Source organism: Paenibacillus sp. Paensp38 (genome assembly GCF_059491915.1).
Genome location: NZ_CP168516.1, coordinates 3562621 through 3588507, shown reverse-complemented (window position 1 = coordinate 3588507; position 25887 = coordinate 3562621). Strand labels below are relative to the sequence as shown.

The 25887-nt window shown below is 45.9% G+C and carries 27 protein-coding genes, 6 tRNA genes and 2 riboswitches; of the genes, 21 read left to right on the top strand and 12 right to left on the bottom strand.

Going from position 1 to position 25887, the window contains the following annotated elements:
• Nucleotides 1-26: 26 nt before the first annotated feature.
• The 5 genes from ACEN8J_RS15820 to ACEN8J_RS15800 form a co-directional block, all read right to left on the bottom strand.
• The gene (locus ACEN8J_RS15820; RefSeq protein ID WP_340954696.1) at nucleotides 27-974 is read right to left on the bottom strand and encodes a DMT family transporter; all 948 of its coding nucleotides are present in this window, start codon (nucleotides 972-974) and stop codon (nucleotides 27-29) included.
• Nucleotides 975-1152: 178 nt separating this feature from the next.
• A riboswitch (FMN riboswitch) is annotated at nucleotides 1153-1297 on the bottom strand.
• A gap of 122 nt (nucleotides 1298-1419) precedes the next feature.
• Entirely contained in the window at nucleotides 1420-2115 is a 696-nt protein-coding gene (locus ACEN8J_RS15815; RefSeq protein WP_069011122.1) for an ABC transporter permease, read from the bottom strand.
• On the bottom strand, nucleotides 2108-3031 hold the full coding sequence (locus tag ACEN8J_RS15810; protein WP_069011123.1) for an ABC transporter ATP-binding protein: 924 nt from the start codon (nucleotides 3029-3031) through the stop codon (nucleotides 2108-2110). The genes ACEN8J_RS15815 and ACEN8J_RS15810 overlap by 8 nt, the downstream gene beginning before the upstream one ends.
• Nucleotides 3032-3139: 108 nt before the next feature.
• Entirely contained in the window at nucleotides 3140-4084 is a 945-nt protein-coding gene (locus ACEN8J_RS15805; protein WP_495593692.1) for a sensor histidine kinase, read from the bottom strand.
• Between the two features lies 1 nt (nucleotide 4085).
• Nucleotides 4086-4793, bottom strand: a complete 708-nt coding sequence (locus ACEN8J_RS15800) for a response regulator transcription factor (RefSeq protein ID WP_029516330.1) — start codon at nucleotides 4791-4793, stop codon at nucleotides 4086-4088.
• A gap of 303 nt (nucleotides 4794-5096) precedes the next feature.
• Between ACEN8J_RS15800 and ACEN8J_RS15795 the strand changes: the two genes are divergently transcribed.
• From ACEN8J_RS15795 to ACEN8J_RS15785, 3 genes are all read left to right on the top strand, one after another.
• Nucleotides 5097-5600 (top strand): DUF6933 domain-containing protein, encoded by a 504-nt coding sequence (locus ACEN8J_RS15795; RefSeq protein ID WP_029516337.1) that lies wholly within the window; start codon nucleotides 5097-5099, stop codon nucleotides 5598-5600.
• A 98-nt stretch (nucleotides 5601-5698) separates the two neighbouring features.
• The gene (locus ACEN8J_RS15790; RefSeq protein ID WP_029516338.1) at nucleotides 5699-6007 is read left to right on the top strand and encodes a hypothetical protein; all 309 of its coding nucleotides are present in this window, start codon (nucleotides 5699-5701) and stop codon (nucleotides 6005-6007) included.
• Between the two features lie 212 nt (nucleotides 6008-6219).
• Nucleotides 6220-7851, top strand: a complete 1632-nt coding sequence (locus ACEN8J_RS15785) for a formate--tetrahydrofolate ligase (protein WP_495593691.1) — start codon at nucleotides 6220-6222, stop codon at nucleotides 7849-7851.
• 23 nt (nucleotides 7852-7874) lie between these two features.
• On the opposite strand, the gene ACEN8J_RS15780 is transcribed toward ACEN8J_RS15785, so the two are convergent.
• Entirely contained in the window at nucleotides 7875-9605 is a 1731-nt protein-coding gene (locus ACEN8J_RS15780; RefSeq protein WP_495593690.1) for an ABC transporter substrate-binding protein, read from the bottom strand.
• A 108-nt stretch (nucleotides 9606-9713) separates the two neighbouring features.
• Complete coding sequence (locus ACEN8J_RS15775) at nucleotides 9714-10706, bottom strand: ABC transporter substrate-binding protein (RefSeq protein WP_495593689.1); 993 nt, start codon at nucleotides 10704-10706, stop codon at nucleotides 9714-9716.
• Between the two features lie 234 nt (nucleotides 10707-10940).
• Between ACEN8J_RS15775 and ACEN8J_RS15770 the strand changes: the two genes are divergently transcribed.
• From ACEN8J_RS15770 to ACEN8J_RS15745, 6 genes are all read left to right on the top strand, one after another.
• A complete protein-coding gene (locus tag ACEN8J_RS15770; RefSeq protein WP_039269618.1) occupies nucleotides 10941-11573 on the top strand; it encodes a LysE family translocator in 633 nt (210 codons plus the stop codon).
• A gap of 110 nt (nucleotides 11574-11683) precedes the next feature.
• Nucleotides 11684-12961, top strand: a complete 1278-nt coding sequence (locus ACEN8J_RS15765; RefSeq protein ID WP_459760090.1) for an outer membrane lipoprotein-sorting protein — start codon at nucleotides 11684-11686, stop codon at nucleotides 12959-12961.
• Between the two features lie 269 nt (nucleotides 12962-13230).
• Complete coding sequence (gene alr, locus ACEN8J_RS15760) at nucleotides 13231-14427, top strand: alanine racemase (protein ID WP_495593688.1); 1197 nt, start codon at nucleotides 13231-13233, stop codon at nucleotides 14425-14427.
• A gap of 291 nt (nucleotides 14428-14718) precedes the next feature.
• Complete coding sequence (locus tag ACEN8J_RS15755) at nucleotides 14719-15000, top strand: CopG family ribbon-helix-helix protein (protein WP_007429334.1); 282 nt, start codon at nucleotides 14719-14721, stop codon at nucleotides 14998-15000.
• A gap of 6 nt (nucleotides 15001-15006) precedes the next feature.
• Nucleotides 15007-15357: a type II toxin-antitoxin system PemK/MazF family toxin gene (locus tag ACEN8J_RS15750; protein ID WP_007429335.1), complete on the top strand. Its 351-nt coding sequence runs from the start codon at nucleotides 15007-15009 to the stop codon at nucleotides 15355-15357.
• Nucleotides 15358-15536: 179 nt separating this feature from the next.
• The gene (locus tag ACEN8J_RS15745; protein ID WP_449291720.1) at nucleotides 15537-17759 is read left to right on the top strand and encodes a Tex family protein; all 2223 of its coding nucleotides are present in this window, start codon (nucleotides 15537-15539) and stop codon (nucleotides 17757-17759) included.
• Between the two features lie 104 nt (nucleotides 17760-17863).
• Here the strand turns inward: ACEN8J_RS15745 and cmpA are convergent, their stop codons facing one another.
• The gene (cmpA, locus tag ACEN8J_RS15740) at nucleotides 17864-17998 is read right to left on the bottom strand and encodes a cortex morphogenetic protein CmpA (protein WP_007429337.1); all 135 of its coding nucleotides are present in this window, start codon (nucleotides 17996-17998) and stop codon (nucleotides 17864-17866) included.
• 144 nt (nucleotides 17999-18142) lie between these two features.
• Between cmpA and ACEN8J_RS15735 the strand changes: the two genes are divergently transcribed.
• From ACEN8J_RS15735 to ACEN8J_RS15725, 3 genes are all read left to right on the top strand, one after another.
• Nucleotides 18143-18667, top strand: coding sequence for a SprT family protein (locus ACEN8J_RS15735; protein WP_495593687.1), 525 nt, complete (start codon nucleotides 18143-18145; stop codon nucleotides 18665-18667).
• A gap of 44 nt (nucleotides 18668-18711) precedes the next feature.
• Nucleotides 18712-18787 (top strand) — tRNA-Asn (locus ACEN8J_RS15730).
• Between the two features lies 1 nt (nucleotide 18788).
• Nucleotides 18789-18877: transfer RNA gene (locus ACEN8J_RS15725), tRNA-Ser, on the top strand.
• A gap of 179 nt (nucleotides 18878-19056) precedes the next feature.
• Here ACEN8J_RS15725 and ACEN8J_RS15720 read toward each other — a convergent pair.
• Nucleotides 19057-19932 carry a Cof-type HAD-IIB family hydrolase gene (locus ACEN8J_RS15720; RefSeq protein WP_029516346.1) on the bottom strand — a complete coding sequence of 292 codons (876 nt, stop codon included), beginning with the start codon at nucleotides 19930-19932 and terminating at the stop codon, nucleotides 19057-19059.
• 69 nt (nucleotides 19933-20001) lie between these two features.
• Nucleotides 20002-20763, bottom strand: a complete 762-nt coding sequence (locus ACEN8J_RS15715; protein ID WP_029516347.1) for a DeoR/GlpR family DNA-binding transcription regulator — start codon at nucleotides 20761-20763, stop codon at nucleotides 20002-20004.
• A 245-nt stretch (nucleotides 20764-21008) separates the two neighbouring features.
• Here ACEN8J_RS15715 and ACEN8J_RS15710 point away from each other — a divergent pair.
• From ACEN8J_RS15710 to ACEN8J_RS15685, 6 genes are all read left to right on the top strand, one after another.
• A tRNA-Glu gene (locus ACEN8J_RS15710) sits at nucleotides 21009-21080 on the top strand.
• A gap of 86 nt (nucleotides 21081-21166) precedes the next feature.
• Nucleotides 21167-21242 (top strand) — tRNA-Lys (locus tag ACEN8J_RS15705).
• Between the two features lie 15 nt (nucleotides 21243-21257).
• Nucleotides 21258-21340 (top strand) — tRNA-Leu (locus ACEN8J_RS15700).
• Between the two features lie 163 nt (nucleotides 21341-21503).
• A complete protein-coding gene (locus tag ACEN8J_RS15695) occupies nucleotides 21504-21959 on the top strand; it encodes a MarR family winged helix-turn-helix transcriptional regulator (RefSeq protein WP_023987598.1) in 456 nt (151 codons plus the stop codon).
• 185 nt (nucleotides 21960-22144) lie between these two features.
• Nucleotides 22145-22519, top strand: coding sequence for a helix-turn-helix domain-containing protein (locus ACEN8J_RS15690; RefSeq protein ID WP_318626934.1), 375 nt, complete (start codon nucleotides 22145-22147; stop codon nucleotides 22517-22519).
• A gap of 93 nt (nucleotides 22520-22612) precedes the next feature.
• Nucleotides 22613-22996: a helix-turn-helix domain-containing protein gene (locus tag ACEN8J_RS15685; protein WP_013309253.1), complete on the top strand. Its 384-nt coding sequence runs from the start codon at nucleotides 22613-22615 to the stop codon at nucleotides 22994-22996.
• A 125-nt stretch (nucleotides 22997-23121) separates the two neighbouring features.
• Here the strand turns inward: ACEN8J_RS15685 and ACEN8J_RS15680 are convergent, their stop codons facing one another.
• Complete coding sequence (locus tag ACEN8J_RS15680) at nucleotides 23122-23343, bottom strand: hypothetical protein (RefSeq protein ID WP_029516349.1); 222 nt, start codon at nucleotides 23341-23343, stop codon at nucleotides 23122-23124.
• A gap of 342 nt (nucleotides 23344-23685) precedes the next feature.
• Here ACEN8J_RS15680 and ACEN8J_RS15675 point away from each other — a divergent pair.
• A tRNA-Leu gene (locus tag ACEN8J_RS15675) sits at nucleotides 23686-23768 on the top strand.
• 144 nt (nucleotides 23769-23912) lie between these two features.
• Here the strand turns inward: ACEN8J_RS15675 and ACEN8J_RS15670 are convergent.
• Nucleotides 23913-24398: a glutathione peroxidase gene (locus ACEN8J_RS15670; RefSeq protein ID WP_340931654.1), complete on the bottom strand. Its 486-nt coding sequence runs from the start codon at nucleotides 24396-24398 to the stop codon at nucleotides 23913-23915.
• Nucleotides 24399-24864: 466 nt separating this feature from the next.
• A riboswitch (cyclic di-AMP (ydaO/yuaA leader) is annotated at nucleotides 24865-25037 on the top strand.
• Between the two features lie 115 nt (nucleotides 25038-25152).
• On the opposite strand from ACEN8J_RS15670, the gene ACEN8J_RS15665 reads away from it, so the two are divergent.
• Both ACEN8J_RS15665 and ACEN8J_RS15660 read left to right on the top strand, forming a co-directional pair.
• The gene (locus ACEN8J_RS15665; RefSeq protein ID WP_023987603.1) at nucleotides 25153-25548 is read left to right on the top strand and encodes a hypothetical protein; all 396 of its coding nucleotides are present in this window, start codon (nucleotides 25153-25155) and stop codon (nucleotides 25546-25548) included.
• 183 nt (nucleotides 25549-25731) lie between these two features.
• Nucleotides 25732-25809, top strand: a complete 78-nt coding sequence (locus ACEN8J_RS15660) for a potassium-transporting ATPase subunit F (RefSeq protein ID WP_071559652.1) — start codon at nucleotides 25732-25734, stop codon at nucleotides 25807-25809.
• The last annotated feature ends 78 nt before the right edge of the window (nucleotides 25810-25887 follow it).

Sequence of the window (25887 nt, the reverse complement as noted above, 5' to 3'; positions counted from 1 at the left end):
TGAGTCATGAAGGGGACATTGAACTGTTAATTTTTTTGCTGACGTGAAATCATAAAGAGCGTAATCCAGATGAGCATAAAACCAGTCAATTGCGCTACAGTAACGATTTGCTGAAATGCGATCCAATTAATCACGACACCCACCATGGGAAAGCTCAATTCTGCCATCGTAGCATAAGACGCTTTGGTCGTACTTAAGCCTTTGTAATACAGCAATAAGCTAAGAAGACCCGGAAGCAATGCCTGCAATAGCAAGTTGATAATCACAGCTGCGCCTGCCCATGTACCGGCAGGCATATTCCATGGCGCATGCTCTACAGAGGTGAGGACAATTAGCAGAGGGAGCGCCACCATGAAGCGGAGGGAGGTTACCGTTTCATATTTCATTGAACGAAGCAAGTAGCTTCCCATGACTGTCGAACCGCCCCACAGAACCGCTGCACCCAGTGCAAGTAGACTACCGACCTGGACAAAATCACGAACATGCCCGAAGGGGAGCGACCAACCGAAGGTCAGAAGATACGTCCCGAACAGAGCGACGACAATTAATAATCCAAAATGACGCGGCAGCATTTCCTTCAATATAACGCGGGCCAGAATAATAGCGACCAATGGTTGAAGCTTCTGGAGTAAGAGTACAGCATTCAGATCACCGTTGCTGAGCGCCATGGTAAAAATCACGCTGGCCAGAGCCGAGCCGCCCCACGAGACGAACAAAATAGCGAAAACTTGACGAAGCCGTACCGCTTTGAGTTCCTCACGATGCTTCCACAGCATCGGTGTCAGAGCGAGGAAGAGCAGCACATGCTCCATTAGTACAATTTGTGTTGAAGTAAATGATTTTAGCAAAATAATACGAAACAGCGGATCAGCGCCCCACAAGGCTGCCCCAATTGCGACCAGCCAAAAACCGCTTTTCATGTGGGAGCTATGATCAAAACCTTTGGATGTTAGTACAGTAGAAGATTGACTCATACTCAATTAGCTCCTTGCGAATACAGGACCGGTGGCACAAAAACCCCCGTCCATGGCGAAAGGCCATGCAAGACGGGGGTTGATCAAATAAACTTGCCGCTTTATGCAAGTTAAATGAAGTTACTGCAACTGCAAAACCCATAACGCAGCATTCATCCACTTCGCGGCATGTTGATATTTCGATCTTCTTCCATCCGGACTTTACCGTCGGCTTTGGCATCTCACCAAATCAGTCCGTATCCTGTTGCCAGATACAGAGTCGCGGGCTTAGCTCCATGAGCCATACCGCCGGTTGGGAATCACACCCTACCCCGAAGATCCTTATTCCGTTTTTTAATTTCTCCTATAGGATATACCTGTTTTAGAATGAAGTCCAGTGAAAAATGTGTGTATATCTAACAATGATTTTCATCTATTTTTCGAAAGCGTTTTACTAAGTTACATACTATGAAGTAATATCCTTATACTCAATGCGTCGAATCGCCGCATAAGCCACCAGCATTCCCAGTATAGAGAAGCCTATTTGCACGGGGGCTATGGAGCTAAGTGTAGCGCCGTTATTATTAGAGAAAAGCAATGCTACAATCAGGATTGAGGTCACAATGGTAGTAGGTACAGAGTATCTTCGCATCCCCATATACAGCGGAACCAGTCCCATAAAGCTGGCAGCAACGGCATTGATCAGCGTCCGTGCTGATTGTTGACCCAGTATCGAAAGAGTAAGGTTATCGGGTACAATCAAGACAAACTGGTTGAGCAGATGAATAGCAGCCGTAATGATTATTTCCGAAATAATAATAGACAAGAAGGTAAACAGCAGCACAACCAAGAGCTTGGCGATCATCAGCTTCTGACGGTGAATCGGATACATGAACAGGATCGTAATCGATTTGGACTTAAATTCCCCTACGATAAAGCGGCACAGGAGAACGGAGGCAAACACAATAAATGTGGCTCTGACCAGCATGTCCATGAGATCGAGAAGCTGAGTGTACTGTGTAAATTCGGGTATTCCTGTACTTTGGCTGTCCAGCGCGATGATACAGAGCAGCCCAAGAATGCATGCATTGGCGATCAGTGCTGAACGGATATAACCCGCCAGATGAAATTTTTTGAGCTCCAGTTGCATCAACTTAAGCATGAAGATCACCTCCGTTTAACAGCCGCAAAAAGTAGTCTTCCAGCGTACTGCTTTTCTGATGAATGGAATCCACTTCTATATCATTTAAAATGAGCGTCTTCGTAATTTGTTTCTGCGGTACATTTGAATCGTAAATACGTATACTCTGTTCATTGAGCACCCTTATATTATTCAGATTCAGATGATGGGAGAGGACGTAGGCCGCCTTTTTACAATCGTTGGTCGTAAATTCGATGTATTCCGTATTGGTTTCCCGCACCTGCTCCATCGATACTTCCTCAATCAGCCTTCCGTGATTAATCACGCCTACCGTATCCGCAATCTGCTCTATTTCCGCTAAAATATGACTGGACACGAGCAGAGTCATCCCATATTCCTTGCATAGCATGTGGAATAGTTGGCGGATTTCCTTGATTCCCACGGGGTCCAGACCATTAATCGGTTCATCCAAAATGAGTAGCTCTGGCTTAGTCGCAATAGCGCGGGCAATCCCGAGACGCTGTTTCATTCCCAGTGAAAAGTCTTTTACCGACTTGTCACCCGCATTCTGCAAGTTTACTAATTCCAGGGCATCCCGAACAGCCTGCTTATTATAGTAGCCCATGTATTCACAATGAAGTTCGAGATTTTGCTGCGCCGTCAGCCTATCATAAAAAATCGGGTATTCAATAATCGAACCCATCCGTCCGAGCAGATGATACGACTTTGGCGTTAATTTCTCACCGAATAATTCAATTTCACCCGATGTCGGCTTGAGTAAATTCGTAATCATTTTCATCATCGTCGTCTTGCCTGCCCCGTTAGGGCCGAGAAAGCCATAGGTTTCTCCCTTGCGCACATTCATGCTGACTCCCGCTACAATTTCGTTACCCTTCAGGGCTTTGGTCAACTGATGTGTACGTATTACGTAAGTCATGGGTGTTCTCCCTTCGTATACTGCTGATAATTCAAGGATAAAGGGCGAAATGTTCATTTTTCTTTCGTGATTCTTACAAATTTATTAAGTTGAGCATGTTGAGTCCGATTAATAGTTGATTTTCTTCAATGTAAAAGAGAAGACCGTCCGCTCATAAGGTTTACTAGTCAATTGAACTTCTCCGTTCATCGTTTCAACCAGACGTTTGGCAATCGTAAGGCCCAGTCCGCTGCCTTGTACCGCCTTATTGCGGGAGTCCTCCAGTGTATACATGCGTTCAAAAACTTTATCTTGCTCAGATTCCTGTATGCCTTTCCCACGATCCCATACCTCTATACGCACTGTATCCTGCTGTTCTGACAGCGTCAGGCCTAGCGTTCGACCATCTGCCCCGTAGCGAATGGCATTCGAGATCAGATTGTTCAGCACCCGCCCAATCGCTCCTTCGTTCCCCAAGGCATGAATGGTATGCTCCGGGATCTCAATATGCACAGTAAACCCCTGTGCAGTCAGCAGGTCATAAAACTCTAAAATGCTGCGTCTGCACAGTTCTCCCACTTCCAGTCGTGTCAACGGAATATCCGTATCATTAGCTTCCAGTTTCGCCAAATTAAAAAAGCTTCCGATCAACTCAATCGCTTCGCTTGTCTTTTGATGAATTTTGGATAGCAGCTTTATACGTTCTTCCGGCAAAATAGTCGGATCGCCATCCAGCATCTCGGCATATCCAAGCACAACCGTAAGCGGGGTCTTGAGATCGTGTGAAATGTTCGAAATCATTTTGCGCATAGCAATTTGGCTACGGTTGTAATCTGCAGACACTCTGAGATTCAAGTCCAGCAGTCGATTAATTTCCGTCATGAGTCGTTGCAGTTCAACGTCACCTGTGACATATAGCAGCTTTTCCGCATGATTCACCGTCACTATTCGCTCTAGTAGGGCTCGGATATCCCTTATTTTGCGCTTATTGGCCATACGCTCCCGCCAAAGCCATACTATAACGACTGACATGATGAGACCGACAATCCATTCAGAAATGTTTTCGATGTTCATATCAGCCATTCTCCCATTTGTAGCCAATGCCCCATAGCGTTTTAATGTGGACAGGATGAGAGGGATCTTCTTCAATTTTCTCACGCAGGCGGCGAATATGGACGTTAATCACGTTCTCGTCGCCCATATAATCGTCCTTCCAAATAAATCCGTATAATTGTGCTTTTGTAAATACCCGGTTTGGATTGGCTACAAACAGCTTCAAAATATCGGATTCTTTGGCTGTTAGCTGAATTTCGTTTTCATTGCGTATGACTGTAAAATGATCAAAATCAATGCACAGACTGCCGTAGGTCAAAACTTGTGCTTGCGGCTGTTCCTCCTGCTGTTGCTGACGGGCATATGTAGTAGATCTTCGGATCGCGGACTGAATACGAGCGGTCATTTCCAGCATTGAAAAAGGTTTGGCAATATAATCGTCTGCCCCAAAGCCCAGTCCAAGCGCTTTATCCACGTCGCTGTCCTTGGCTGACATAATCAGAATCGGGACGGCGCTATGGGTACGAATTCGTCGAATCACCTCCATCCCGTCCACCTTCGGCATCATCAAATCCACCAGTACCAGATCATAGGTATGACGTTCAAAGGCAAGAAGCCCCTCTTCCCCGTCATAGGCAGTGGTTAGGCTGTATCCTTCCTTAGTGAGTGCTTTAAGTAGCATTTCGGCAATGGATAGATCGTCTTCAATAAGTAAAATATGCTGTGGCATAGGTGTGGAACACCCCTAATTTTTAGATTAAGCTCGTGTGACGAACTGTACCTGAATTATATAGAGCAGTGGAGGGGATTTCCATAAAAAATATCCAAAGAAAAAATGGAAACTCCCTGGATCGTCCCAGGGAGTTACGTAATCAGCTGTGTCTGGCAATATATCTTTCCTCTATTATACTGAAAGAGTTTATAATCCGGTGTTTGGAATACGATGTTATGATATACGTGACATGCTTTATACAAGAAATCAGGTATGTCGAATCACGCTGCGGTACAGGAGCGTCAATAAAGGAGAGCAACGATGTTTGTCATACGAGGAACACAAAAACTGCTGAAGGAATGGGAGACTGAACCACTTCAAGTTGATATTTATCCGCCTTTAAATAGTTGGCATGCCAGCTTATTTTTACTGAATCGAAGAAAAAATATAGTGTTTATGCATGATATATCCCGCTTAAGCATCACGCTGTTTGGGATTAAAAAATCGCAGTACAAAAACCTGCCGACTCTTTTTATACAAGCCTTGAAGGAATTAATGATCAGCGAAGGGTTTGATGAGCAGATCGTGAAGGCATACACACAGGAAGGCGAGCAGATGCTGGCAACTACGACGAATAGACATAGTGTGTTGGTAACCTTAGATGAGATTATATTTATTATGAAGGAACTGGATATGGAGCATGGGTGCGAGCTGGAAAAAAACCAGTGGAATAACCGGATTGTTTTCAAAACTGTTGAATACAAGTACCCTGTTGATGTTTTTAAAGAAGTGCTGGAAAAGCATTATAAACTAGAGCGTATTTGAGAAATTTATGATTTTACGAAATGAGTTCCATTTATTCCCTCTGTCCTATATAATCTAATATAGTTCTAAAAGACTATATAAAGAGAGGTAAGGGGTAAATGAAGATTAAATTAAGAAATAAAACTGGAATGATCAAGGAACGCAAAGTAGGTTTTTCATGGACTACGCTCTTTTTCGGTTTTTTCCCTGCGTTGTTTAGAGGGGATTGGAAGTGGGCTGTTATTATTTTTCTGGTATCGATCCTTACGAGTGGGGCGTCCAATTTTGTATTTTGCTTCATTTATAATCGCTTACATATTAATGATCTGCTGTCCCAAGGCTATGGCCCTGCTACTAAGAAATCCCAATCTATCCTGATTTCTAAGGGATTTATTGCTGAAAATTACGCTGCTAACTTTGCAGGTTAATTTGAGAGCTGTTTGTTAAACGAGACGTATCAAAAGGGCATCCACCAAAGTCCATACGGGCGGGGGAGGCTCTTTTTTTATAACTCACATGATAGCAACGCTTGCGATGAAATGAATCATAGCGCAATAAGCGGCACACTTTGGTAAAATAAAACGATACAGGGTTTGACACCATCGGTCAGACTTATAAAACGGGGGGTACATAACGAAAGATGAAGAGGATTATTGATATAGCCAAAGAAGCAGGAATTGAAGAAGAACATCTAGAGACGTATGGAAAATATAAAGCAAAGCTGAACCCGTCCCTGTGGGAGCAGTTAAAGGACCGTCCGAATGGAAAGCTGGTGCTGGTTACGGCGATGAACCCCACGCCGGCGGGAGAAGGAAAAACGCTGACCACCATTGGACTGTCACAGGCGCTGAATGCGCTGGGGCATAAAACCGTTGCTGCGTTGCGTGAGCCGTCCCTTGGCCCTTGCTTCGGCATGAAAGGAGGAGCAACTGGGGGAGGACAAGCCCAGATTGTTCCAGCGGAAGACATTAACCTCCATTTTACAGGTGATATTCACGCGATTTCGGCAGCGCATAATTTGCTGGCAGCGATGATCGATAACCACTTATTTCATGGAAATGCTTTGCGGTTGAAACCCGAGCGGATTGTGTGGAAACGCGCTGTCGATATGAACGACCGGAGTTTACGAAACATTGTAACCGGATTGGGGTCAGGTAATGGAGCAGTGAGAGAAAGTGGTTTTCTGATTACCTCGGCTTCAGAAGTGATGGCCGTATTATGTTTAAGTGAAGATATGGACGATCTTAAAGTGCGATTGGGTCGGATGGTGATTGGTTATAACGAAGATGGCGAAACGGTAACAGCTGAGGAACTACATGCGGTGGAAGGTATGGCTGTGCTGCTTCGGGAAGCATTGAAACCCAATCTGGTGCAGACGTTGGAGGGAACTCCAGTTATTGTGCACGGCGGACCTTTTGCGAATATTGCGCATGGATGCAGTAGTTTGATCGGTACGAAGCTAGCCCTGAAGCTGGGAGAGGTGGTTGTCACGGAGGCTGGGTTCGGGGCTGAGCTGGGGGCAGAAAAGTTTTTTGACATCAAGTGCCGTCAATCCGGTTTGCAGCCAGATGCGGCTCTGTTGGTCGTAACCGCCAAAGCGCTGAAATATAACGGCGGTGTAGCTAAAAATGAGCTGGACGCAGAAAATCTGGAGCAATTGCAACTTGGATTAGCCAACATGAATCGGCATGTACGGAATTTGCAAAAGTTTGGCGTGCCAGTACTGGTAGCGGTCAACCATTTTGTAACAGATAGCGAAGCCGAGCTGGAACTGATTTTCTCGGAATGCCGCAAGCTGGGAGTACCCGTAGAGTTGTCACAGGTGTGGGCACAGGGAAGCCAAGGGGGAGAAAAGCTGGCCCAAAGCCTGCTCAACCTGCTCCAGGAGGACAAAGCCCATTTTGCACCATTGTATGAGCATACCCTTGATTTGCAAGCGAAAATTAGTGTTATTGCGAAGGAGATTTACGGTGCGGCAGAGGTAGCTTACACTCCTGCGGCCAAACGGGCGTTGGCCGGTATGGAGCAGCTTGGTTTTGGACAACTGCCTGTATGCATGGCCAAAACGCCGTATTCTTTCTCAGATCAACCTTCTCTGCTAGGTGCACCGGAAGGCTTTACCATTCACGTGTCCAGCGTTGCTTTGTCTGCAGGGGCAGGCTTTGTGGTCGTGGAAACAGGCAATACTATGACGATGCCAGGATTGCCCAAATCCCCAGCAGCTGAGCATATGTCGCTGGAGGCAGATGGAAGCATTCAAGGTCTAATGTAGTATCTTTAGAAAATGGCAGCTTCTCAGGATGAAGTGCCAAGCAGTTTGGGCAGTGCAGTAAGCAGCTTTTGTCGGGTTATGGCATCGCTCCAGTTCCAGCGTTCAGCTTCTACGAAATATACCCGACCTTGACGTACAGCAGGGAGGCTACGCCAGAGAGGGCTGCTGATCATGCGTTCCAGCGTACGTTTGGATTCTGGGGCTGTCGGGACAAGCATAAAAATGCGGTCCCCGGCGTAATCAGGCAATTCGTTCGGATCTATTTCCGCGAAGCCGTGTCCCTCGTCGAGCACCTTTTGGATCGGCTCAACGGGCTGAAAGCCCTGGGGGTGGTAGAGGGCCGATGAGAATCCGGACATACCCATGACAAAGAGCCGATCACCATGATCGAAGATGAAGACGGAGGCCGTTTCTCCGGCTGTGATTTGCGTACCGAGCTGCTGCCACATTGCCAGATTACGGGCTTTGAAGGTAGACAACCAGCGTTCGGCCTCCCGCTCCTTACCGAGCCAGGCGCCAAGTGTACGCATCCGTTCCTCCAGCGTGGCGAAGGAGTTGAAGGTGACGGTGGGGGCGATGCTGGCAATGCGCTTATATTCCTGTTCGTCCGAATTGGCGATGATAATTAGATCAGGATCAAGAGCACTGGTCAAGCGGGTGTCCAGTGGAAGGCCTACATCGGCGACATTCACAAGACGATGTTTATAGACGCTGTATTCACTGAGTTGCAGACTTCCGCCGATGGCTTTGGCCCCTAATGCCAATAGATCGCCCATCGTTTCTCCATGATAGATGATGCGGCTTGCTCGGCGCGGAATATGAATATGGTGGCCCGTCCAATCCTTGACGCGCACAGAACCGGAGACAGAAAGTGCGTACTTGCCAGGGGGAATCCCGGTCATTTGCCTAAACCGTCGATTAAAATAATATTCGTCAGAGAAACCAACCTGACGGGCTATTTCACGTAAAGGCCGTTTGCAATCCAGCAGCAGCCGCTTGGCATGATTCAAGCGCAGCTCAGTGAGGTAATGCAGCGGCTTTTTGCCTGTAATTTTACGAAACATTTGCGAGTATTGCCATATGGAAACGTTCGCCTGCTCGGCAAGCTGCTTGACGGTAATGGGCTTTTCATAGTTGTTTTCCATATATGAGAGAGTGCCTTCTACCGATGCTGGCAATGCCGGATTAGAGGTATTGTTTTGATCAATATCGGTGTGGTCTTCCTGCCACAGCAAGAGCAACTCTTGAAACATGATTTGCTGCCGTAATACGGATGTTTGGTTATGCGGCTGTACCGTTTGTTGGGTACTATAAAATAACTCTTCAATCAACTGAATAAGTTTGGAGGAAGAAGAGGAGACGATGTATTCGCGCGGTTCCGGCAGGACAGCTCCATGATATATGGACGGCATGCGCGCTGCGTGTTCAGCCAAGGCCATGTCCGCTTGTGGTTCCGACGTCAAAGCGATGACCTCAAACGTGATTTTGTAGTATTCAGGTACAGTTCCATTCAGGGGAGCGATTTGATAGGATTCACCTGGAGCTAGCCAATACCCATGACCTGTATGGAATAGATACTGCTCTGGGCCAATGTCCACCATCCCTGTCCCACTGATGAACATAAGAAGACAGTGATATGAACTGGGACGTGATAATAATTCATCGGTAGGCTCACCAATCAACGCAATTTCGTTAAAATGAAAAAGCAGTGAGCTGAACGGAGGAGGATATACGGACGACGAAGACTGGTTCACAGTATTGCTCCTTTTATTGAGAATGGTTATCATGTATATATGAGTATACCTCCTTTAGGTTCAACAAAAAAGAAGCCTATCAACAAGTGTCGATAAGCTTCTCCAATTTTATCTGATGAGCTTGGGCAATTCCTTCAGCAGCCATTCTCGAGTGGAAGCATCACTTTCAGTTTTGCCAATATCCTGAGTGTACACACGACCCTGTTTGACAGCAGGGAGCTGGAGCCACAGCTTGCTTTTCATTAACTGTTCGGTGGATTGTTCGGCTTCTGAACTTGGTGTTCTTAGTATGAAAATCCGATCTCCAGCGTATTGTCCGATCACTTCCTGAGATATTTGTACAAATCCTTTGTCTTCATCCAGTGCTTTCTGGATAGGAGGGGTAGGTTTGAAACCATTCTTTTCATACAGTATTTGTGACAGTCCTGTCCGTCCCATTGCGAATAAACGGTCACCTGGATAGTAGGTAAAGACTGAAGCAGTTTCCCCCGCCTTAACACCTTCTGCGTGAAGTTTGGTCCACATCTCCGCTTCCTTTATTTTATATTGGGCAAGCCAATCTTCAGCGTCCTTTTTCTTGTTCACAATGTCTCCGAGATGCAGCAAACGTTCGTCTAACGGGGCAAAGGTATCGAACATAATTGTAGGTGCAATTTTTGTTAACGCTGCGTATTGCTTTTCATCTGTATCGGCGGTAATGATCAGGTCAGGCTGTAGTTCCAAGGCTTTTTCCAAATTAATCGGGAACCCCAGATCAGCCACGTTCTGAACCTGCTTTTCGTAAACCTTACCTTCAATCATAGAAGTTGATGTACCTACAGCTTGTACGCCTAAAACCAATAAATCCCCATAGTTTTCTCCAAAGTAAGCAATGCGCCCAGGAGTCGTGGGAATATTCACTGTATGTCCCTTATAGTCTGTGTAGTCACGAGTTGTGGCAGCTTCCGATGTTTTTGTAGATGCTGTTGTGTTGCTGCTTGCACTCTGATTGTCAGACGCGCCGCATCCCAGCAGCAATGCCCCCATAAGAAAGAATAGGCAGATGAGAGCAGTGTATTGTCGAGTGGATTTTTTGTTGATTGTCGAGTTCTTGTTGGTCATAGCAACCTCCGTATAATAGAATGATTCTGAATTTTACAAATGAGAATTATTATCACAAAAGCTATGATAAGCGCTGAACCCTCAATACTCAATGGACAAACTTGGTCAATGAATCCGATTTTGTACAAAATAAGTCTCAGGTGTTCTTAGCTCATTTCATTCTTCAAATTTTATTGATTTGTCATTTTTTATGGTATAGAATATCATTTTTATACATTTGAAAGGGGTTTTGAAATGGCATTGTTTATTACATATGTTTTACTAGGTTTCTCTATAGCACTACCTGTAGGTACAATTACGGTTGAAATGACGAAGCAAGGGCTAAAGAATGGATTCATGCATGGTTGGATTGTGGGCCTTGGGGGGATGACCATCGATTTGTTATTGATCACTGGCTTGTATTTTGGTCTGGCCTCAGTCTTGTCATTACCTGTTGTACAAGTGATTATGTGGTTCGTTGGAGCCCTTTTTTTGTGCTACGTGGGGTACGACAGCATTAAAAATGCAGATCATGATATTGCGCTAGAAGGAGAGAAAAAGACGAAATCATTATTTTCTTCCTATAAAAATGGGCTGCTTGTAGCTGTTTCACCAGGAAATTTAGTGTTCTGGGTGAGTGTTTTTGGAACTGTGCTGGCAAGTTCATTTGATCGGTCAAATACAAGTCAATTCTTGATTGTTGGCTTAGGTATTTTGTTTGGTATTCTTATCCATGATTTAGGCTTGATGACCCTCGTAGCCACAACACGAAAAGCCATGAATCGAACCGCCATCAAGTGGGTTACGATCGGTGCAGGCGTGGTTTTGATCGGTTTTTCGATTTATTTTCTGTATGAATTTATGATCACCCTCCAAAAGATTTTATAGCATTACGCAAGGATACGTTCAAGCTTGTCATGCCAGTCTGCATAAATCGAACAAGTCCTTCATAGACATGTACTAATTCATTTAAAACATGTGCTGAAGGGGTTGATGACATGCGCCGGATTTCATGGATGCTCGCCATGGTCATGTGTGTAACGCTGCTGCTGGCCGGGTGCGGCAAGAAGAGCGCGGACGATGTGGTTAAAGATTTGAGTGACGTGGTGAGCGACCTGAACAGCTACCACGGTACAGCTTTGATGACGCTGCATACCGGCGACACGCCGCAGGAATACAAGGTGGATATTTCCTACCGCAAGCCGTCCTATTACCGAATTGCCATGACGAACGAGAAAAAGGATGTTACGCAAATTGTGCTTCGTAATGATGAGGGTGTATTTGTGCTAACACCCAGCCTGAACAAAAGCTTCCGTTTCAAAAGCGACTGGCCAAACAATCAGGGTCAAGTATATTTATATGAAACGTTGGTTCGCAGCATTATCGGCGATGCCTCCCGTCAGTTGGCTACCGACGATAAATCCTATGTGTTTGATGTGGCAGCGAATTACAACAGCCATGCGCTGGTGAGACAAAAGATATGGCTGTCCAAAAATGACTATGCACCCACTCAGGTACAGGTGTCTGATGCGAATGCCAAGGTAGTTGTTGATCTGAAATTCGATCAATTTGCTTTTGATACGAAGTTTGACAAGGACTCTTTTGATATGGAGCGGAATATGGCTTCAGGTAAGACGAGTACAGGTAGCGCAGGGGCGCCATCTTCCGGAGCAGTAGATCCCAGCAGTCAGCTTGATCCTTCCGGTGCGATGGATGGGACGACTGGCGTGACGACTGGCGAACCCGGACAAGAGCAGGGGACAGCAGGGGATGCAGTCCAGCAACCGTCAGGAGAAGCCAAGGTGGACGGTACTGCCACAAACGATACGTCCAAACTGGACAAAGCAGCCAACGCAGAGGCGCAGCAACAAACCCCGGGCACATCGGATGCCGCAAACGGAACGTCAGCGGGAACGGATGCGGCAGAAGCTGTGATGGGTGAGTTCGGCTTGATCGAACCGTCCTACACGCCAGCCGGAGTACAGATCAAGGATACGCCGGAGCTGGAGGATAATGGTACACATGCCGTGATGCTGCGGTATAGTGGAACATATAATTATACCATTGTGGAGGCACGTCCAAAAGATCGGGCGGTCGCACTAGCCGCAGGCGAACTGGTTGATATTGGAGGGAGCTTTGCCGTGCTGACCGGAAGCGAACAGCAGACGATGACCTGGATGAATGACGGAATCGAGTTCAGAATCACCAGTGCTGACCTGCCTGTGAGCGAAATGATACAAATTGCCGCTTCTATACAGGATCAATCGGGTAAATAAAATTTTATAGACGGATGCAGACGGTCTAGAGTGTAAAAATGCTCTGCTGCCGCCCGTATCCGTCTTTTGTTCATTCGCAGTCTAAGATGTGCATCGCTTGTATATCCTGTTCTATTGTAGAGATGGTAGAGGAGGCTGGTAAAGCCCCCCTGCCATTGACAGCCACGTTTTTGAACATTACCATTAACCTTTGGAAGCAAGCACTTTTGCCACACTCCGAATGGTAAAAGGTTATGTTACAGGCTAACAATTGAAGAAGGTGACTGGATTTGCAAGCACAATACAGATCGACCCGGGCCGAAATCAACCTGGATCACCTTGGCGCCAACTATGAAGCTTTTCGCAAGGCATTGCCAGCGGATAAGCTGATGCTGGTCTGTGTCAAGGCTAATGCCTACGGACACGGTGCCGTGGAAATTTCAAAGGAATTGGAACGCCTTGGTGCGGATTATTTGAGCGTCGCTTTTCTGGATGAAGCGTTGGAGCTTCGTCATGCGGGGATTCAGCTACCGATTCTAGTACTCGGTTATACCTCACCGGAAGCTGTACAAATGGCTTGGGAGCATGATATCTCATTGACAGTGTTCAGTGAGGAAGTGCTGGAGGGTATCCGCAGACTGGACCGCCAAGGAAACGAACGCAAGCTGAAGGTGCACATCAAAATAGACAGTGGCATGGGAAGACTGGGTTTGCTGCCTGAAGAAGAGGCTGTAGCTTTTGTCCGGCAGGCTCACGAACTAGAGCAGGTGCTGCTGGAAGGCATGTACACCCATTTTGCCCGCGCGGATGAAGAAGACAAAAGCTATACACTGCTACAATATGATCGGTTTCGGGGCGTGGCGGAAGCGCTAAGGGAACAAGGTATCACCATTCCCATTATACATACGGGCAATAGCGCCGCCACCATTGATACCCCTTCCCTTTCCCCCAATATGGTGCGGATTGGTATCAGTATATACGGTCTGTATCCGTCTGATGAGGTGAATCGGCAAGCCATTGAGCTGCTGCCTGTATTGTCATTGAAGACGGCGGTGGTTTATACCAAGACGCTTCCTCCCGGCTGGGGAGTTAGTTATGGCACCCGGTATGTGACCTCCAGTGAAGAACGGATCGGTACACTGCCAATCGGCTATGCGGATGGATACTCCCGCATGCTGAGTGGGAAGATCGAAGTGTTGATACGCGGTCGCCGCGTCCCGGTACTCGGTACGATTTGCATGGACCAGTGTATGGTATCTTTACAATCTTTCGCAGAAGATGCGGAAGAAATCCAAACCGGCGAAGAGGTTGTTCTCATCGGCCAGCAGTCCGGCGAAACTATCGCGGCGGATGAACTGGCATCCAAGCTTGGTACGATCCACTATGAGGTGATCTGCATGATCGCAGACAGGGTACCGCGTGTATACACGCGAGGTCATGTTCCTGTTGTTCGAGTGAACTCGCTTCTTCCAACCCGCTGGAATTAATTTCATAACGCAAATTACCGAATAAAAGCAGGAGTTTTCGCAGAACGTCCCGAAATATGTACAAAGGAAAGAAAAGAGCGCTATAACTGTCAAAAGACGCATCAGGCTCCGCTGACACTTGTATTTCGGGGATCAAACGCCTGTACGAAAACGAACTGCGTAGTTTATAATGGAATGCAGCATAGATGATATACGAATATCATATACATTCTTGTATTCCGTTTGAATAAATTACCGGGAATAACGTTATAATGGTACAATGGCGACAAGGTTTTGGGGGTGGAAGAGAAGTTGGCCAATTTGCAGAACACCAAAAGAATAATGATCAGTTTGCCAGATCATCTCTTGCAGGAAGTGGACGGGATCGTAGCTATGGAAAATTCCAACCGCAGTGAATTTATCAGGCAGGCCATGAAGCTGTATGTAGGCGAACGTAAAAAACGTTACATTCGTGAAGCTATGCAGCGTGGATACATGGAAATGGCTAAAATTAACTTGACCATGGCATCCGAAGCCTTTCACGCGGAGGAAGATGCAAACAGCACCTTGGGCCGTACAGTTAGCGGGGTGTAATCCATATTGATCGTAAAGCGCGGCGACGTTTTTTTTGCAGACCTTTCACCCGTAGTCGGTTCCGAGCAAGGTGGCGTCAGACCTGTGCTGATCATTCAAAATGATATCGGCAACCGGTTTAGTCCTACCGTGATCGTGGCAGCTATCACCGCTCAGATTCAGAAGGCAAAGCTGCCTACACACGTGGAAATCGACGCGGCGACGCATGGCTTTGATCGTGATTCTGTTGTTCTTCTGGAGCAAATTCGGACGATCGACAAGCAAAGGCTTACCGACAAAATCACCCACTTAGATGAAGAAACTATGCGCAAAGTGAGCGATTCGCTACAAATCAGTCTCGGTTTGATTGATTTTTAGCGTGATGGAACGACGAGTGAAACGGGAAAAGGGCAGCGCTTGGGCGCTGTCCTTTTGCGTGTCTGATGAAAAATGCAGGTAGGGCTTGCTCTAACGGCACCTGCTGGCGCTTTGAATCATTTTTTGTGATAATGAAAGACATGCTGTATGACAAGAGTTGTGAGGAAGAAGGGATAGGTTTGTCTAACGAGGAAACGAAGACGGAAATCCGGCAGGAGCCGAACGAAGCAGAACGCCAAGAGCGGATTGTCAAACAAGTGGCGAGAGAGCTGTCGCTGGCACTCAAGCAAATCCGGACAACGATCAGTTTGTTGGATGAAGGGAATACAATTCCTTTTATCGCGCGTTATCGTAAGGAAATGACAGGAGAGCTGGATGAAAATCAGCTACGTGAAATTGAAGATCGTGTAGTGTATTTGCGTAATCTGGAGGATCGTAAGGTAGAGGTCATCCGCATTATTGATGAGCAGGGCAAGCTGACGGAAGACCTGCAGGCGGCTATCACCTCTGCGGTTAAACTTCAGGAAGTGGAGGATCTGTACCGTCCGTATCGGCAAAAGCGCAAAACCCGCGCCAGTGTAGCAAAGGAACGGGGACTGGAGCCGCTGTCCATCTGGATCTGGAGCCAGCCGAAGCAGGGCGATGCTCTGAAAGAAGCCGAGTCTTATGTAAATGCGGAACTGGGAGTGGACAGCGCTGAGGCGGCCATCCAAGGAGCCTTGGACATTTTAGCTGAAAATATAGCGGATGATGCGGCTATTCGCCAATGGGTACGCCGATATACGCTGGACCATGGTATGCTGACCTCCGAAGCGAAGGACGCAGAGCAAGAATCCGTGTATGAGAACTACTACAGCTATCGTGAACTCGCTAAGAAAATGCCACCTCACCGTATTCTGGCGATTAATCGCGGGGAGCGGGAAGGCATTCTTAAGGTTGGTCTGGAGGTAGTGCCAGATTCTATTTACAATTACGTGGCAGGCCAAGTGATTAAAGGATCGTCTGTCGTGCAAGATCTGCTGCGCAGTGTCATTGAGGATGCGTATAAAAGACTTATCGCGCCGTCTATCGAGCGTGAAGTGCGCGCTGAAATGACGGAGAAGGGCGAGCAGCAGGCGATCTCCATTTTTGCAGGCAACTTGCGCAGCCTGTTGCTACAGGCTCCGATCAAGGGCCGACGTGTGCTCGGTGTCGATCCGGCCTATCGGACAGGCTGCAAGCTGGCGGTTGTCGATGACACCGGCAAGCTGCTCGAAGTGGCTGTGACGTATCCGACACCACCGAACAACAAGAAGCGCGAGGCTGCTGAAAAGTTCAAGCAGCTGATTGCCCAATACGGGATCGAATTGATTGTCATTGGTAACGGAACCGCTTCGCGCGAGACAGAGCAATTCGTAGCGGAAGTCATCGCGGACATTGGTGACAGCAGTCTAGCGTATCTGATCGTCAATGAGGCGGGCGCAAGCGTATACTCTGCCTCCAAGCTGGCACAGGAGGAATTTCCCGATTTGGACGTGGCCGAGCGCAGTGCGGCTTCCATCGCACGTCGTGTGCAGGACCCGCTGGCTGAGCTGGTCAAGATTGAGCCGAAGGCTATTGGTGTAGGCCAATACCAGCATGATGTGTCGCAGAAACATCTGGATGAAAGCTTAAAGGACGTTGTCGAATCAGCCGTTAACCATGTCGGTGTAGATGTGAACACGGCTTCTTCTGCGCTGTTATCCTATGTAGCAGGGATCAATGCGACGATTGCCAAAAACATCGTTAAGTACCGTGAGGAAAACGGTAAATTCAGCAACCGTCGTCAGTTGCAGAAGGTGCCGCGTCTTGGTGCAAAAACCTACGAGCAATCTGTTGGCTTTATCCGTATACCGGGTGGAGAAAATCCGCTGGATCGCACACCGATTCACCCTGAATCCTATGCTGTCGTAGACCGCCTGTTGGCGGAACTGGCCATCGATGCCCACGATCTGGGCACCAAGGCTGCAACGGAAGCACTGAACGTGTCCAACATTGACGAACTAGCTGCGAAGCTGGAAGTCGGCGTGCCGACACTGAAGGATATTCTGGACAGTCTCCAGCGTCCGGGCCGTGACCCGCGTGACGAGCTGCCGTTACCTGTATTCCGCAAGGATGTGCTGAAGATCGAGGATCTGGCACCGGGTATGGAGCTTCAGGGAACCGTCCGCAATGTCATTGATTTTGGCGCGTTTGTCGATATCGGTATTAAAAGTGACGGGTTGGTTCATATTTCACAGCTGCGCAGTGGCTTCGTAAAGCATCCGATGGATGTCGTATCTGTCGGTGATAACGTAACGGTGTGGGTGTTAAATGTTGATTTGAAAAAAGGCAGGGTTGGTCTGACGATGAAACCTCCTGCAGAGGCGCAATCGCAGGCATAATACTTTAAATAAAACTGTGCAACCTTCTTGTGAAGGGTTAACAAAAGCCGGAATCTCCGAACTGCATCGGAGATTCCGGCTTTCATTTTGGATGCCTTTAGCTTTTACCCGTTGTTGGCATCGAACTCCACGCCAGGTGCTTTATGATAAAAAAACCAACAATCGTTCAACAGTTTAATTTGGCGCCGGTCCTTTTTGTAAAAGGCCCGCATGAGCTGATTGCTGAGCCATTGAGGCAAGCCGATCTCCTCCTCTGCGTTACATCTGTATGCTTAGCATATGGGGTGGGTACCTAAAGTGTGCTTATGAATTGGGGGTTAGACTTCGGTCGTTATTTTATAATATGCTTGTCAGTAAGGAGCAAAGGAGGAGAGACCGTAAGGATGGAGTCCAAGTCCCTGAACAATTCAATGAACCATTCAATGAGCCATTCTATGAGTAATGAAGAGCTTCAAGAATGGGTAGAGCGCATTTCGCTGGAGAGCTTCGGTGTGCCGTTTCGACATCAAGCCACCTTTAATGTACGTCTGTCTTCCACAGGCGGTAGGTATTTTATGAAAAGTCATCATATTGAAATTAATCCACATCAACTCGCAGCTTACGGACGTTCTGAGGTGGAGAAAATTATTAAGCATGAGCTGTGCCATTATCATTTACATTTGCGCGGGATGGGCTATCAGCATCGAGATGCTGACTTCAAAGCATGGTTGGCCCGTGTAGGAGGAAGCAGGCATTGTCAGACTCTGCCGGGAAGAACGGAACGTAAGCCTCAGCCTTATCGTTACAAGCTAGTATGCGTTTCCTGTAAACAGGAGTATATGCGCAAGCGTAAGATGAATACACAGCGATATCGCTGTGGGAAATGTGGAGGTAAGCTTCGCCTGTTGGCACTTGACGGCACCCCCTGAATCATGGTAAATTAACCATACTGTAAGATAATTTACAGTAATGTTCCCTGATAGCTCAGTTGGTAGAGCACTCGACTGTTAATCGAGTTGTCACAGGTTCGAGTCCTGTTCGGGGAGCCATGGAGAGGTACCCAAGTGGCTATAAGGGGACCCTCTGCTAAGGGGTTAGGCTGCGAAAGCGGTGCGAGGGTTCGAATCCCTCTCTCTCCGTTGGTATTTTAAGTAGAAAAAGGACGCTCGTATGCATTGTAATGATGCTTGCAAGCGTCCTTTTTGTCTAGATCTGCTTTGAAAATAACGGTGGACTGAAATTCGTTTAAATGGAGAGACGAACGTGCTGCGTACGCCATGAAGCGACGTCAACCTGTCTTGTAAGCAGCCAATGACTTCTATTTCACAGTGTCAGCCTCAACTGTCTTAAGTATGTTCAACAGAGCATGAGCGACGCCATCTTCCGTATTAGTCAGAGTCACTTCGGAGCAGACGGCCTTAATGTCGTCTTTTGCATTGCCCATGGCAATGCCTCTTCCTGCCATTGTCAGCATGGAGATATCGTTGTAACTGTCCCCAATCGCTACAGCTTCCTGCATGGGAATGCTCAGATGATTCGCCAGATAACGCAATGCATTACCTTTAGACGCGTCCTTATGCTCGACTTCAAAGTTACGGTCTGAAGAGATGACCATGTTTAGGCCCTGAAAACTTTGGTAACGCTCACGGCCCCGATCCAATTTGGCTTGATCAAAGGAGAAACAAAGCACGTTATAAATCTCCACATCCAGTGGAATGTCCTCATATGAAGCGATGCGGGTATGCCCGGTCTGTTCATATTGTTTTTCGGCTGCGTGTAATAATGTATCTAGCGAAATATCCGGGTTGGCGCTCAGCAATCGATCCATTTCAACAGCAAGTAGCTGATGTCCGTTTTGTGGAGAATAAATAGCGCGGTCTGTCATGACCTCATAGTAAAAGTCGTTATCGTGCAGCCAGCTCAGCACTTCAAACGTTTCACTGCGGCCCATAGGAGTAGAGGTTAACTGACGACGATGCACATCGTGTACGGTTGCGCCGTTTGCTCCAATGACGGGAGTTATAAGTTCTGCTTCCTCTAGCTTTGTCCAGGCGTCATAAGCGGCTCTACCGGTGGCAATTGTCACCTGAACGCCTTGCTTTTGTGCTTGGCGTATAGCCTCCGCGTTCACTTTGCTTATTTTTCCTTCCTCGTTCAGCAGTGTTCCATCCATATCAATCGCAAACAGTTTCATTTCTCTCCAACTCCTGTCTTTCGATATCTCTGTGATAAATCTTGAGTTCTAGCTAAGCAGTCTCATATTTTATGAGGGGACAACAACTTCAATATCATGATGTTGCAAAATTTCCAGCATTGCTGGTTCTGGCAAGCGATCGGTGATCACGATATTAACTTCAGATAAATCAGCAAAACGATACGGGAAATTAATTCCGAATTTCGAATGGTCCGCAAGGATGATCACCTGATCCGCCTGTTTCATCATCTGATGCTTCAGCATACCGTCTTCTTCATGAATCAGGCTTAGTCCGTGGGATGATATGCCTCCAATCCCGATAAAAGCTTTGTCTACAAAATAGTGAGACAAAGTGGCGATTACGGACGAGCCATATACATACCGGTGCTCTTTTTGCAGGCGGCCTCCCAACAGATGAATGGAGACACCGTCTTTTCCAGATAGTACGTCGGCCTGATTAATTGAATTGGTGATAACCGAACATTCCTGCACATTCAGTCTTTCTGCACACGCCTGTACGGTGGTAGAGGAATCCAATATAATACGATCCCTATCTCGTACCATGTTGGCAGCCAATTGTCCGATCACTTGTTTCTCCTCAGATACAGTAAGCAGTCTTTCGTTATAATTTCCAATTGGATCGTGATGCAGTTTAGGGAGAAGGGCGCCGCCGCGGGTGCGAATAATTTTTTGATGCTCCTCAAGTTTTACCAGGTCTCGACGGGCCGTATCCCGTGAAACATTAAAAATTTCACAAATATCATCCACCGAAATACGCTTGTGAAGCTGTAAGTAATCAACGATTTTTAACATTCGTTCTTCCTGATACATAGAAAGCTCCTCTGATATATAATGATTTCGGTATCTCGTAAGTGATTATAAGTAAATGTAAGTGATATTGCAATCATTTATCATGATTTTTCAGGGATTAAATGATTCTAGATAAGTTAATGTAAGTGGACATGCATTTTGTAATGATAAAAACTGCTTTTTTTAAAATTTCAAAAATAAGTATTGCCATTTGTTATTCTATTTGATATACTCTTTCTTGTCGCCAAGTTGGCGCATAATAATAAGGCCCGTTGGTCAAGGGGTTAAGACACCTCCCTTTCACGGAGGTAACAGGGGTTCGAATCCCCTACGGGTCATTGTTGTCTTTATAGACTACATGTTGCATGCTTAAGGGAAATTCCTGAGGTCTGGTCTAATGGCGGACAGCTTGGATGAACAGCATGAGCCATTAGCTCAGTTGGTAGAGCACCTGACTTTTAATCAGGGTGTCGAAGGTTCGAGTCCTTCATGGCTCACCATTTATATTTTGTTATGCGGTCGTGGTGGAATGGCAGACACGCTATCTTGAGGGGGTAGTGAGCGTACGCTCGTGGAGGTTCGAGTCCTCTCGACCGCATCAATGGAATGAACGGAAAAGTCTCTCACGGTAGAGGCTTTTTTTATTTGTGTAATGATGTAATAAAGTAATGATTATGATGAAATAATGATTCCATAGTATAATATAACGCCATAATGTTATAGAATGATAAGTATAAACTTATGAAGTGACGGTGAAAAATATGGACACTCAACTGTTAGGAAATATATCAGAAAATATTTTGGGCTTGTTTCCGATTGTGAAGAAGAAATTTTTCACCTACGGTCCGCTCGATTTCCCATTACACTTGTCGCCTAATAACTTTCAGGTGCTAATGCTCCTGCGTGAAGTACGTTCGTCTACGGTATCAGATTTGTCCAAACAGCTCAATGTCTCACGTCCGAACATGACTCCTCTTCTGGACAAACTGGTGGAGCATGGGTTGGCTGACCGCCAGTCGTGTGATTCGGATCGCAGAGTCGTGAATGTGGCGATTACACAGGAAGGCGATGCTTTTTGTGAACAGGTATTTCATACCTTCTCCAATAAAATTCAAGAAAGACTGGTGTATCTGCCAGAAGAAGATTTATTGCATCTGAGTGAAACTTTGAATGAATTGAAGCATATTTTACTTAAAATCGACAACTCTGCTACGTGATTGGCGTAAGTGGACTGGCTTAAAGACCGCCCTTTCTTCGGAAAACAGGCGGTTTTTGTTGCGTGTTGTGGTATAATGGAAACCAACATACATAATTCGGTAATTTTAGCATACGTGATCTTTGAAATGGGAACAGAGAACATGATATCGTTATTTGAGAGCCTGCTAGGGAGGAAGGAACTTCTATGCAATCTATTTACCATCGCATCGAGGAACTCATCAAGGAACGGGGAATGACGAAAAAGGCGTTCTGCCAGCAGTTAGGCATTAGTACAGGGAACTTCGGGGATTGGAAAAGAGGAAAAACGACGCCGGGCACGAATAAACTCATTGAAATCGCTTCTTTTTTTGATGCGAGTCTGGACTGGATTATGCTGGGTCGAGATATACAGGGTGAGGTGCTAAAGGAGTCGCAAGACCCTTATTTTTTTGACGCTTCAGGGCAACTGAATTGCCAGGGGGAACCGCTTAGTGAGGCGGAAAGAAATTTTATACTTGAGTATATTGAATTTACCCGCTTTCGTAAAGAGAAAAACCAGCGCAATTCTACTATGGGGTAATGGTTGCTTAGGATTTAATGGGGATTACTAATGAGTAAGGCTGAAAAATGAAAATTATTTCAGAAAAAGTTACTGTTTCGGAGGGGAAACATTTTGGGAGATCAAACTATTTATCAACGGATTGAAGCTTTGATTAAAGATCGGGGAATGACCAAGAAGGCATTTTGTGAAAAGCTTAAAATCAGTTCAGGGAATCTCGGTGATTGGAGAAGGGGGAAAACAACGCCGGGTACCACTCATTTAATTCAGATTTCGGACTTTTTTAATGTATCGCTCGATTGGTTAATGAAAGGGATTAAGCCGGGAGAAGGCGTACTTCAGGAGCAGAAGGCTGCTTATTTTTTTGGAGTGATGGGGCCACTGAATTGCCAGGCAGAAGATCTTGAGACGGAAGAACAGAATTTTATTTTAGAATATGTTGAATTTGCGAAATATCGTAAGCAAAAAAGTGAGAAGGATAAAACAAAGCCGGAATGATTTTTTTGGCTAAAGATTGTCTGGGTTGAAAACCCGTAAACGAACTGGAGGGGTTCGCTTTACGGGTTTATTTGGTTTCTTGGTGATATGGAATGACCTGTATGTAACTGGAATGCTTGTTGGATTTAGAGTGGCGATGCCTCCTTATAATCGTTATCGTCGATGTTCAGAATTGCAGCAACTTGTTTTCTGTACCTTTGTGCTTTGCGGGTGCCGTGAATCAGATTGGACAAGCGTGAAGGCGGAATATTGTGTGTCTCACAAAATGTTTTCTGATCCAGTCGAAGTTCGACAAGCCGTTGTTTGATGGCCCACCCGAAGGAGGTGACAGGCATTTTGTTGTTCAAAAGAAATCGCCCCTTACGGATTCTTACGGAATAATTGGTGTGTTATAATAATCATCAGTAAACATGTTAGAATTAACCATCTGAAACTATGATACACTTTTATACGTGTTTTTACAATCGTAAATACGTTATTTCGTCAAATTAATTACTTAGTTAAGTGCTAGGTGGTTCTGATAATCCGTAAGGGGGCAACATTAATGCATAGTTCAGCAAGCGGTTATCTTTATGCAGGACGGTATTATTATCGCTCATATATGTAAGTTAAAATAATTATAATATTTTTGTTTACAAATAGTTGATGAGAGAGTATAATAAATCTGTTGCCTCAATACATTATGATTTGCGGTCGTGGTGGAATGGCAGACACGCTATCTTGAGGGGGTAGTGGGCGTACGCCCGTGGAGGTTCGAGTCCTCTCGACCGCATTATATGCAAGACCTAGTTAAAAAAGCATCCTGACACGGTTTACGTGAAAGGGTGCTTTTTTTGTTAAGCATTTTCGTTATATTCTTTAGCCACGGAAGCCACGGTTGCAACAGGTCGTTTATTAACTGTGATAATGAAGAATGTCAGTTTTGCTGCAAAAGCTTCTCTATATCTCCCGCCAGTTTATCTGGAGTGGTTTGCGGTGCATAGCGCTTAAACACGTTACCTTCTCTTGTAATTAAGAATTTAGTAAAATTCCATTTGATCGCTTTGGACCCTAATACCCCCGGAGCTGTTTGGGTCAGGTAGCGAAATAAGGGGTGTGCTTGATCGCCATTGACATCTGTCTTGGCGAACATCGGAAAGGTGACACCATAATTGATCTGGCAAAACTCGGAGATCTCCTCACTGGAACCTGGCTCTTGTTTGGCAAACTGGTTGCTGGGAAATCCCAAAATTTCGAGCCCCTGTTTATGATACTGGTCATATAGCTCTTGTAGCGCTTTGTATTGGGGGGTTAACCCACATTTGCTGGCAGTGTTCACGATAAGAAGAACGTTCCCTTCAAATGTGGATAACGGAATTTGTTTCCCTTGCAGGGTTTGCGCATCATATTCATAAACGGTCATAGCATCTCTCCTCATTCAATATTCAGCAATTAAATTTTAGACAATTTAAAGAAGGGTTGCAAGCCTGGAAAAGCTGTATAAAGCCTTCAGGCGCTGTAAAATCGTATTTTGCTCAAAACAGTAAATCGCACCGCAAATGGAGCGAATTAAGTTGTTTCTTCTTATAAAAGCGGGTTAAATCGGTGTTTAGCTGGTACATATAGCGTATTTTCTTCTCTTTTTACAAAAAAAGGCCAATAACGCTTTACCCTACGCCAATATTGACATGCTTGTCATTTTCAAAAAGGGATGAAAAACAGAGATTAAAGGAGATGTGAGAAGCATAGTTGCATTGTAAGCGTTATTATTAATCTTCTATGCTCTAAAGCCCGATTTATAACCCTGCAGTTGAGCTTTACAGTCTTCCATGCGCGGGTGTATGATTCAAGACGTAATTTCAAATTAACTTGAATGAAGCAACAACGAAATGTCTATAGCGCTGAATTTTGCAGTTGCAAAAGCGGGGGAACCAATCGAGACTGTACGGCTTCGGAAGCCGTGTGTCTCATGGGGTGAATTTTCCGGTCAAGTGCCAGAAATAGGGCGACTCTCACGTCCGAATCCGACAGCTAACCTCGTAAGCGTACAGGGAGAGGCAACAAACCGCCGTGTGCAGCCATGGTTTATTTTATCATGGATATGTCAGAAGCCGGAGGAAAGCCTTTTTCCTTCGGCTTCTTTTTGTTGTCTTTTTATACCGGGAGAGGAGCTACTGATGGAAGGTCGGTTAATTATTGTCACTGCACCGAATGAAGCGGGCAGAAGTTTTGTGAAATTGCTTATTTTCAAAAAATTGGCGTTTGCAGTTCTCACGAATAGCGCCCAGGAGGAACGACAGCTCAAAAAAATGGGTGTGGAGCACATTGTCCGCATCAATACCATGCAAGCGGGAAAATGGAATTTTCCAAAAAAAGAAATTGGTAGTGTGTATTTGTTCGAGAACAGCTTGAATCTGACTTGCCGTTTCCTGCAAATATGTCGACCACTAACATCGGAATCGATCTATGTTATTACACACGGCTGTAATCCACAAGGAATTTATCGGGGATTGGGAGCGGACCATGTGATCTACACATTGAACGGAGAGGTGGGTTTTCTGCTGAACGGATAAGCACTTATGACATAGTTGTTTTATGATTTTATGATGGAATAAGAATGGCGATCTGAGGATCGATACGGAGGGTATAAACATGATGGATATATACATGCTGCTCGTCATGGCTGTGAGTTATGGAGTGATACTGCTGTTTGTACGCTGGTGTGATGCGCAGACCTCTAAAGGAGGACGAAGAGGATGATCGTTATACTCGGGCTTACGGCTATTGTGTTTATGTATTTAATCTACGCACTCCTGAACCCTGAAAAGTTCTAGTCACTTGTAGGGATAGAGCGGGCGGGAACAACAGATCTGAGCATTAAAGCATCATTGGTAGCAGGTTTTCGCAAACGT

What these genes read in the sequence shown, in the direction of transcription:
- ACEN8J_RS15820 (WP_340954696.1), bottom strand. Translation starts at nt 974, where the DNA reads ATGAGTCAATCTTCTACTGTACTAACATCCAAAGGTTTTGATCATAGC.
- ACEN8J_RS15815 (WP_069011122.1), bottom strand. Translation starts at nt 2,115, where the DNA reads ATGCTTAAGTTGATGCAACTGGAGCTCAAAAAATTTCATCTGGCGGGT.
- ACEN8J_RS15810 (WP_069011123.1), bottom strand. Translation starts at nt 3,031, where the DNA reads ATGACTTACGTAATACGTACACATCAGTTGACCAAAGCCCTGAAGGGT.
- ACEN8J_RS15805 (WP_495593692.1), bottom strand. Translation starts at nt 4,084, where the DNA reads ATGAACATCGAAAACATTTCTGAATGGATTGTCGGTCTCATCATGTCA.
- ACEN8J_RS15800 (WP_029516330.1), bottom strand. Translation starts at nt 4,793, where the DNA reads ATGCCACAGCATATTTTACTTATTGAAGACGATCTATCCATTGCCGAA.
- ACEN8J_RS15795 (WP_029516337.1), top strand. Translation starts at nt 5,097, where the DNA reads ATGTTTGTCATACGAGGAACACAAAAACTGCTGAAGGAATGGGAGACT.
- ACEN8J_RS15790 (WP_029516338.1), top strand. Translation starts at nt 5,699, where the DNA reads ATGAAGATTAAATTAAGAAATAAAACTGGAATGATCAAGGAACGCAAA.
- ACEN8J_RS15785 (WP_495593691.1), top strand. Translation starts at nt 6,220, where the DNA reads ATGAAGAGGATTATTGATATAGCCAAAGAAGCAGGAATTGAAGAAGAA.
- ACEN8J_RS15775 (WP_495593689.1), bottom strand. Translation starts at nt 10,706, where the DNA reads ATGACCAACAAGAACTCGACAATCAACAAAAAATCCACTCGACAATAC.
- ACEN8J_RS15770 (WP_039269618.1), top strand. Translation starts at nt 10,941, where the DNA reads ATGGCATTGTTTATTACATATGTTTTACTAGGTTTCTCTATAGCACTA.
- ACEN8J_RS15765 (WP_459760090.1), top strand. Translation starts at nt 11,684, where the DNA reads ATGCGCCGGATTTCATGGATGCTCGCCATGGTCATGTGTGTAACGCTG.
- ACEN8J_RS15735 (WP_495593687.1), top strand. Translation starts at nt 18,143, where the DNA reads ATGGAGTCCAAGTCCCTGAACAATTCAATGAACCATTCAATGAGCCAT.
- ACEN8J_RS15720 (WP_029516346.1), bottom strand. Translation starts at nt 19,932, where the DNA reads ATGAAACTGTTTGCGATTGATATGGATGGAACACTGCTGAACGAGGAA.
- ACEN8J_RS15715 (WP_029516347.1), bottom strand. Translation starts at nt 20,763, where the DNA reads ATGTATCAGGAAGAACGAATGTTAAAAATCGTTGATTACTTACAGCTT.
- ACEN8J_RS15695 (WP_023987598.1), top strand. Translation starts at nt 21,504, where the DNA reads ATGGACACTCAACTGTTAGGAAATATATCAGAAAATATTTTGGGCTTG.
- ACEN8J_RS15690 (WP_318626934.1), top strand. Translation starts at nt 22,145, where the DNA reads ATGCAATCTATTTACCATCGCATCGAGGAACTCATCAAGGAACGGGGA.
- ACEN8J_RS15670 (WP_340931654.1), bottom strand. Translation starts at nt 24,398, where the DNA reads ATGACCGTTTATGAATATGATGCGCAAACCCTGCAAGGGAAACAAATT.
- ACEN8J_RS15665 (WP_023987603.1), top strand. Translation starts at nt 25,153, where the DNA reads ATGGAAGGTCGGTTAATTATTGTCACTGCACCGAATGAAGCGGGCAGA.
- ACEN8J_RS15660 (WP_071559652.1), top strand. Translation starts at nt 25,732, where the DNA reads ATGATCGTTATACTCGGGCTTACGGCTATTGTGTTTATGTATTTAATC.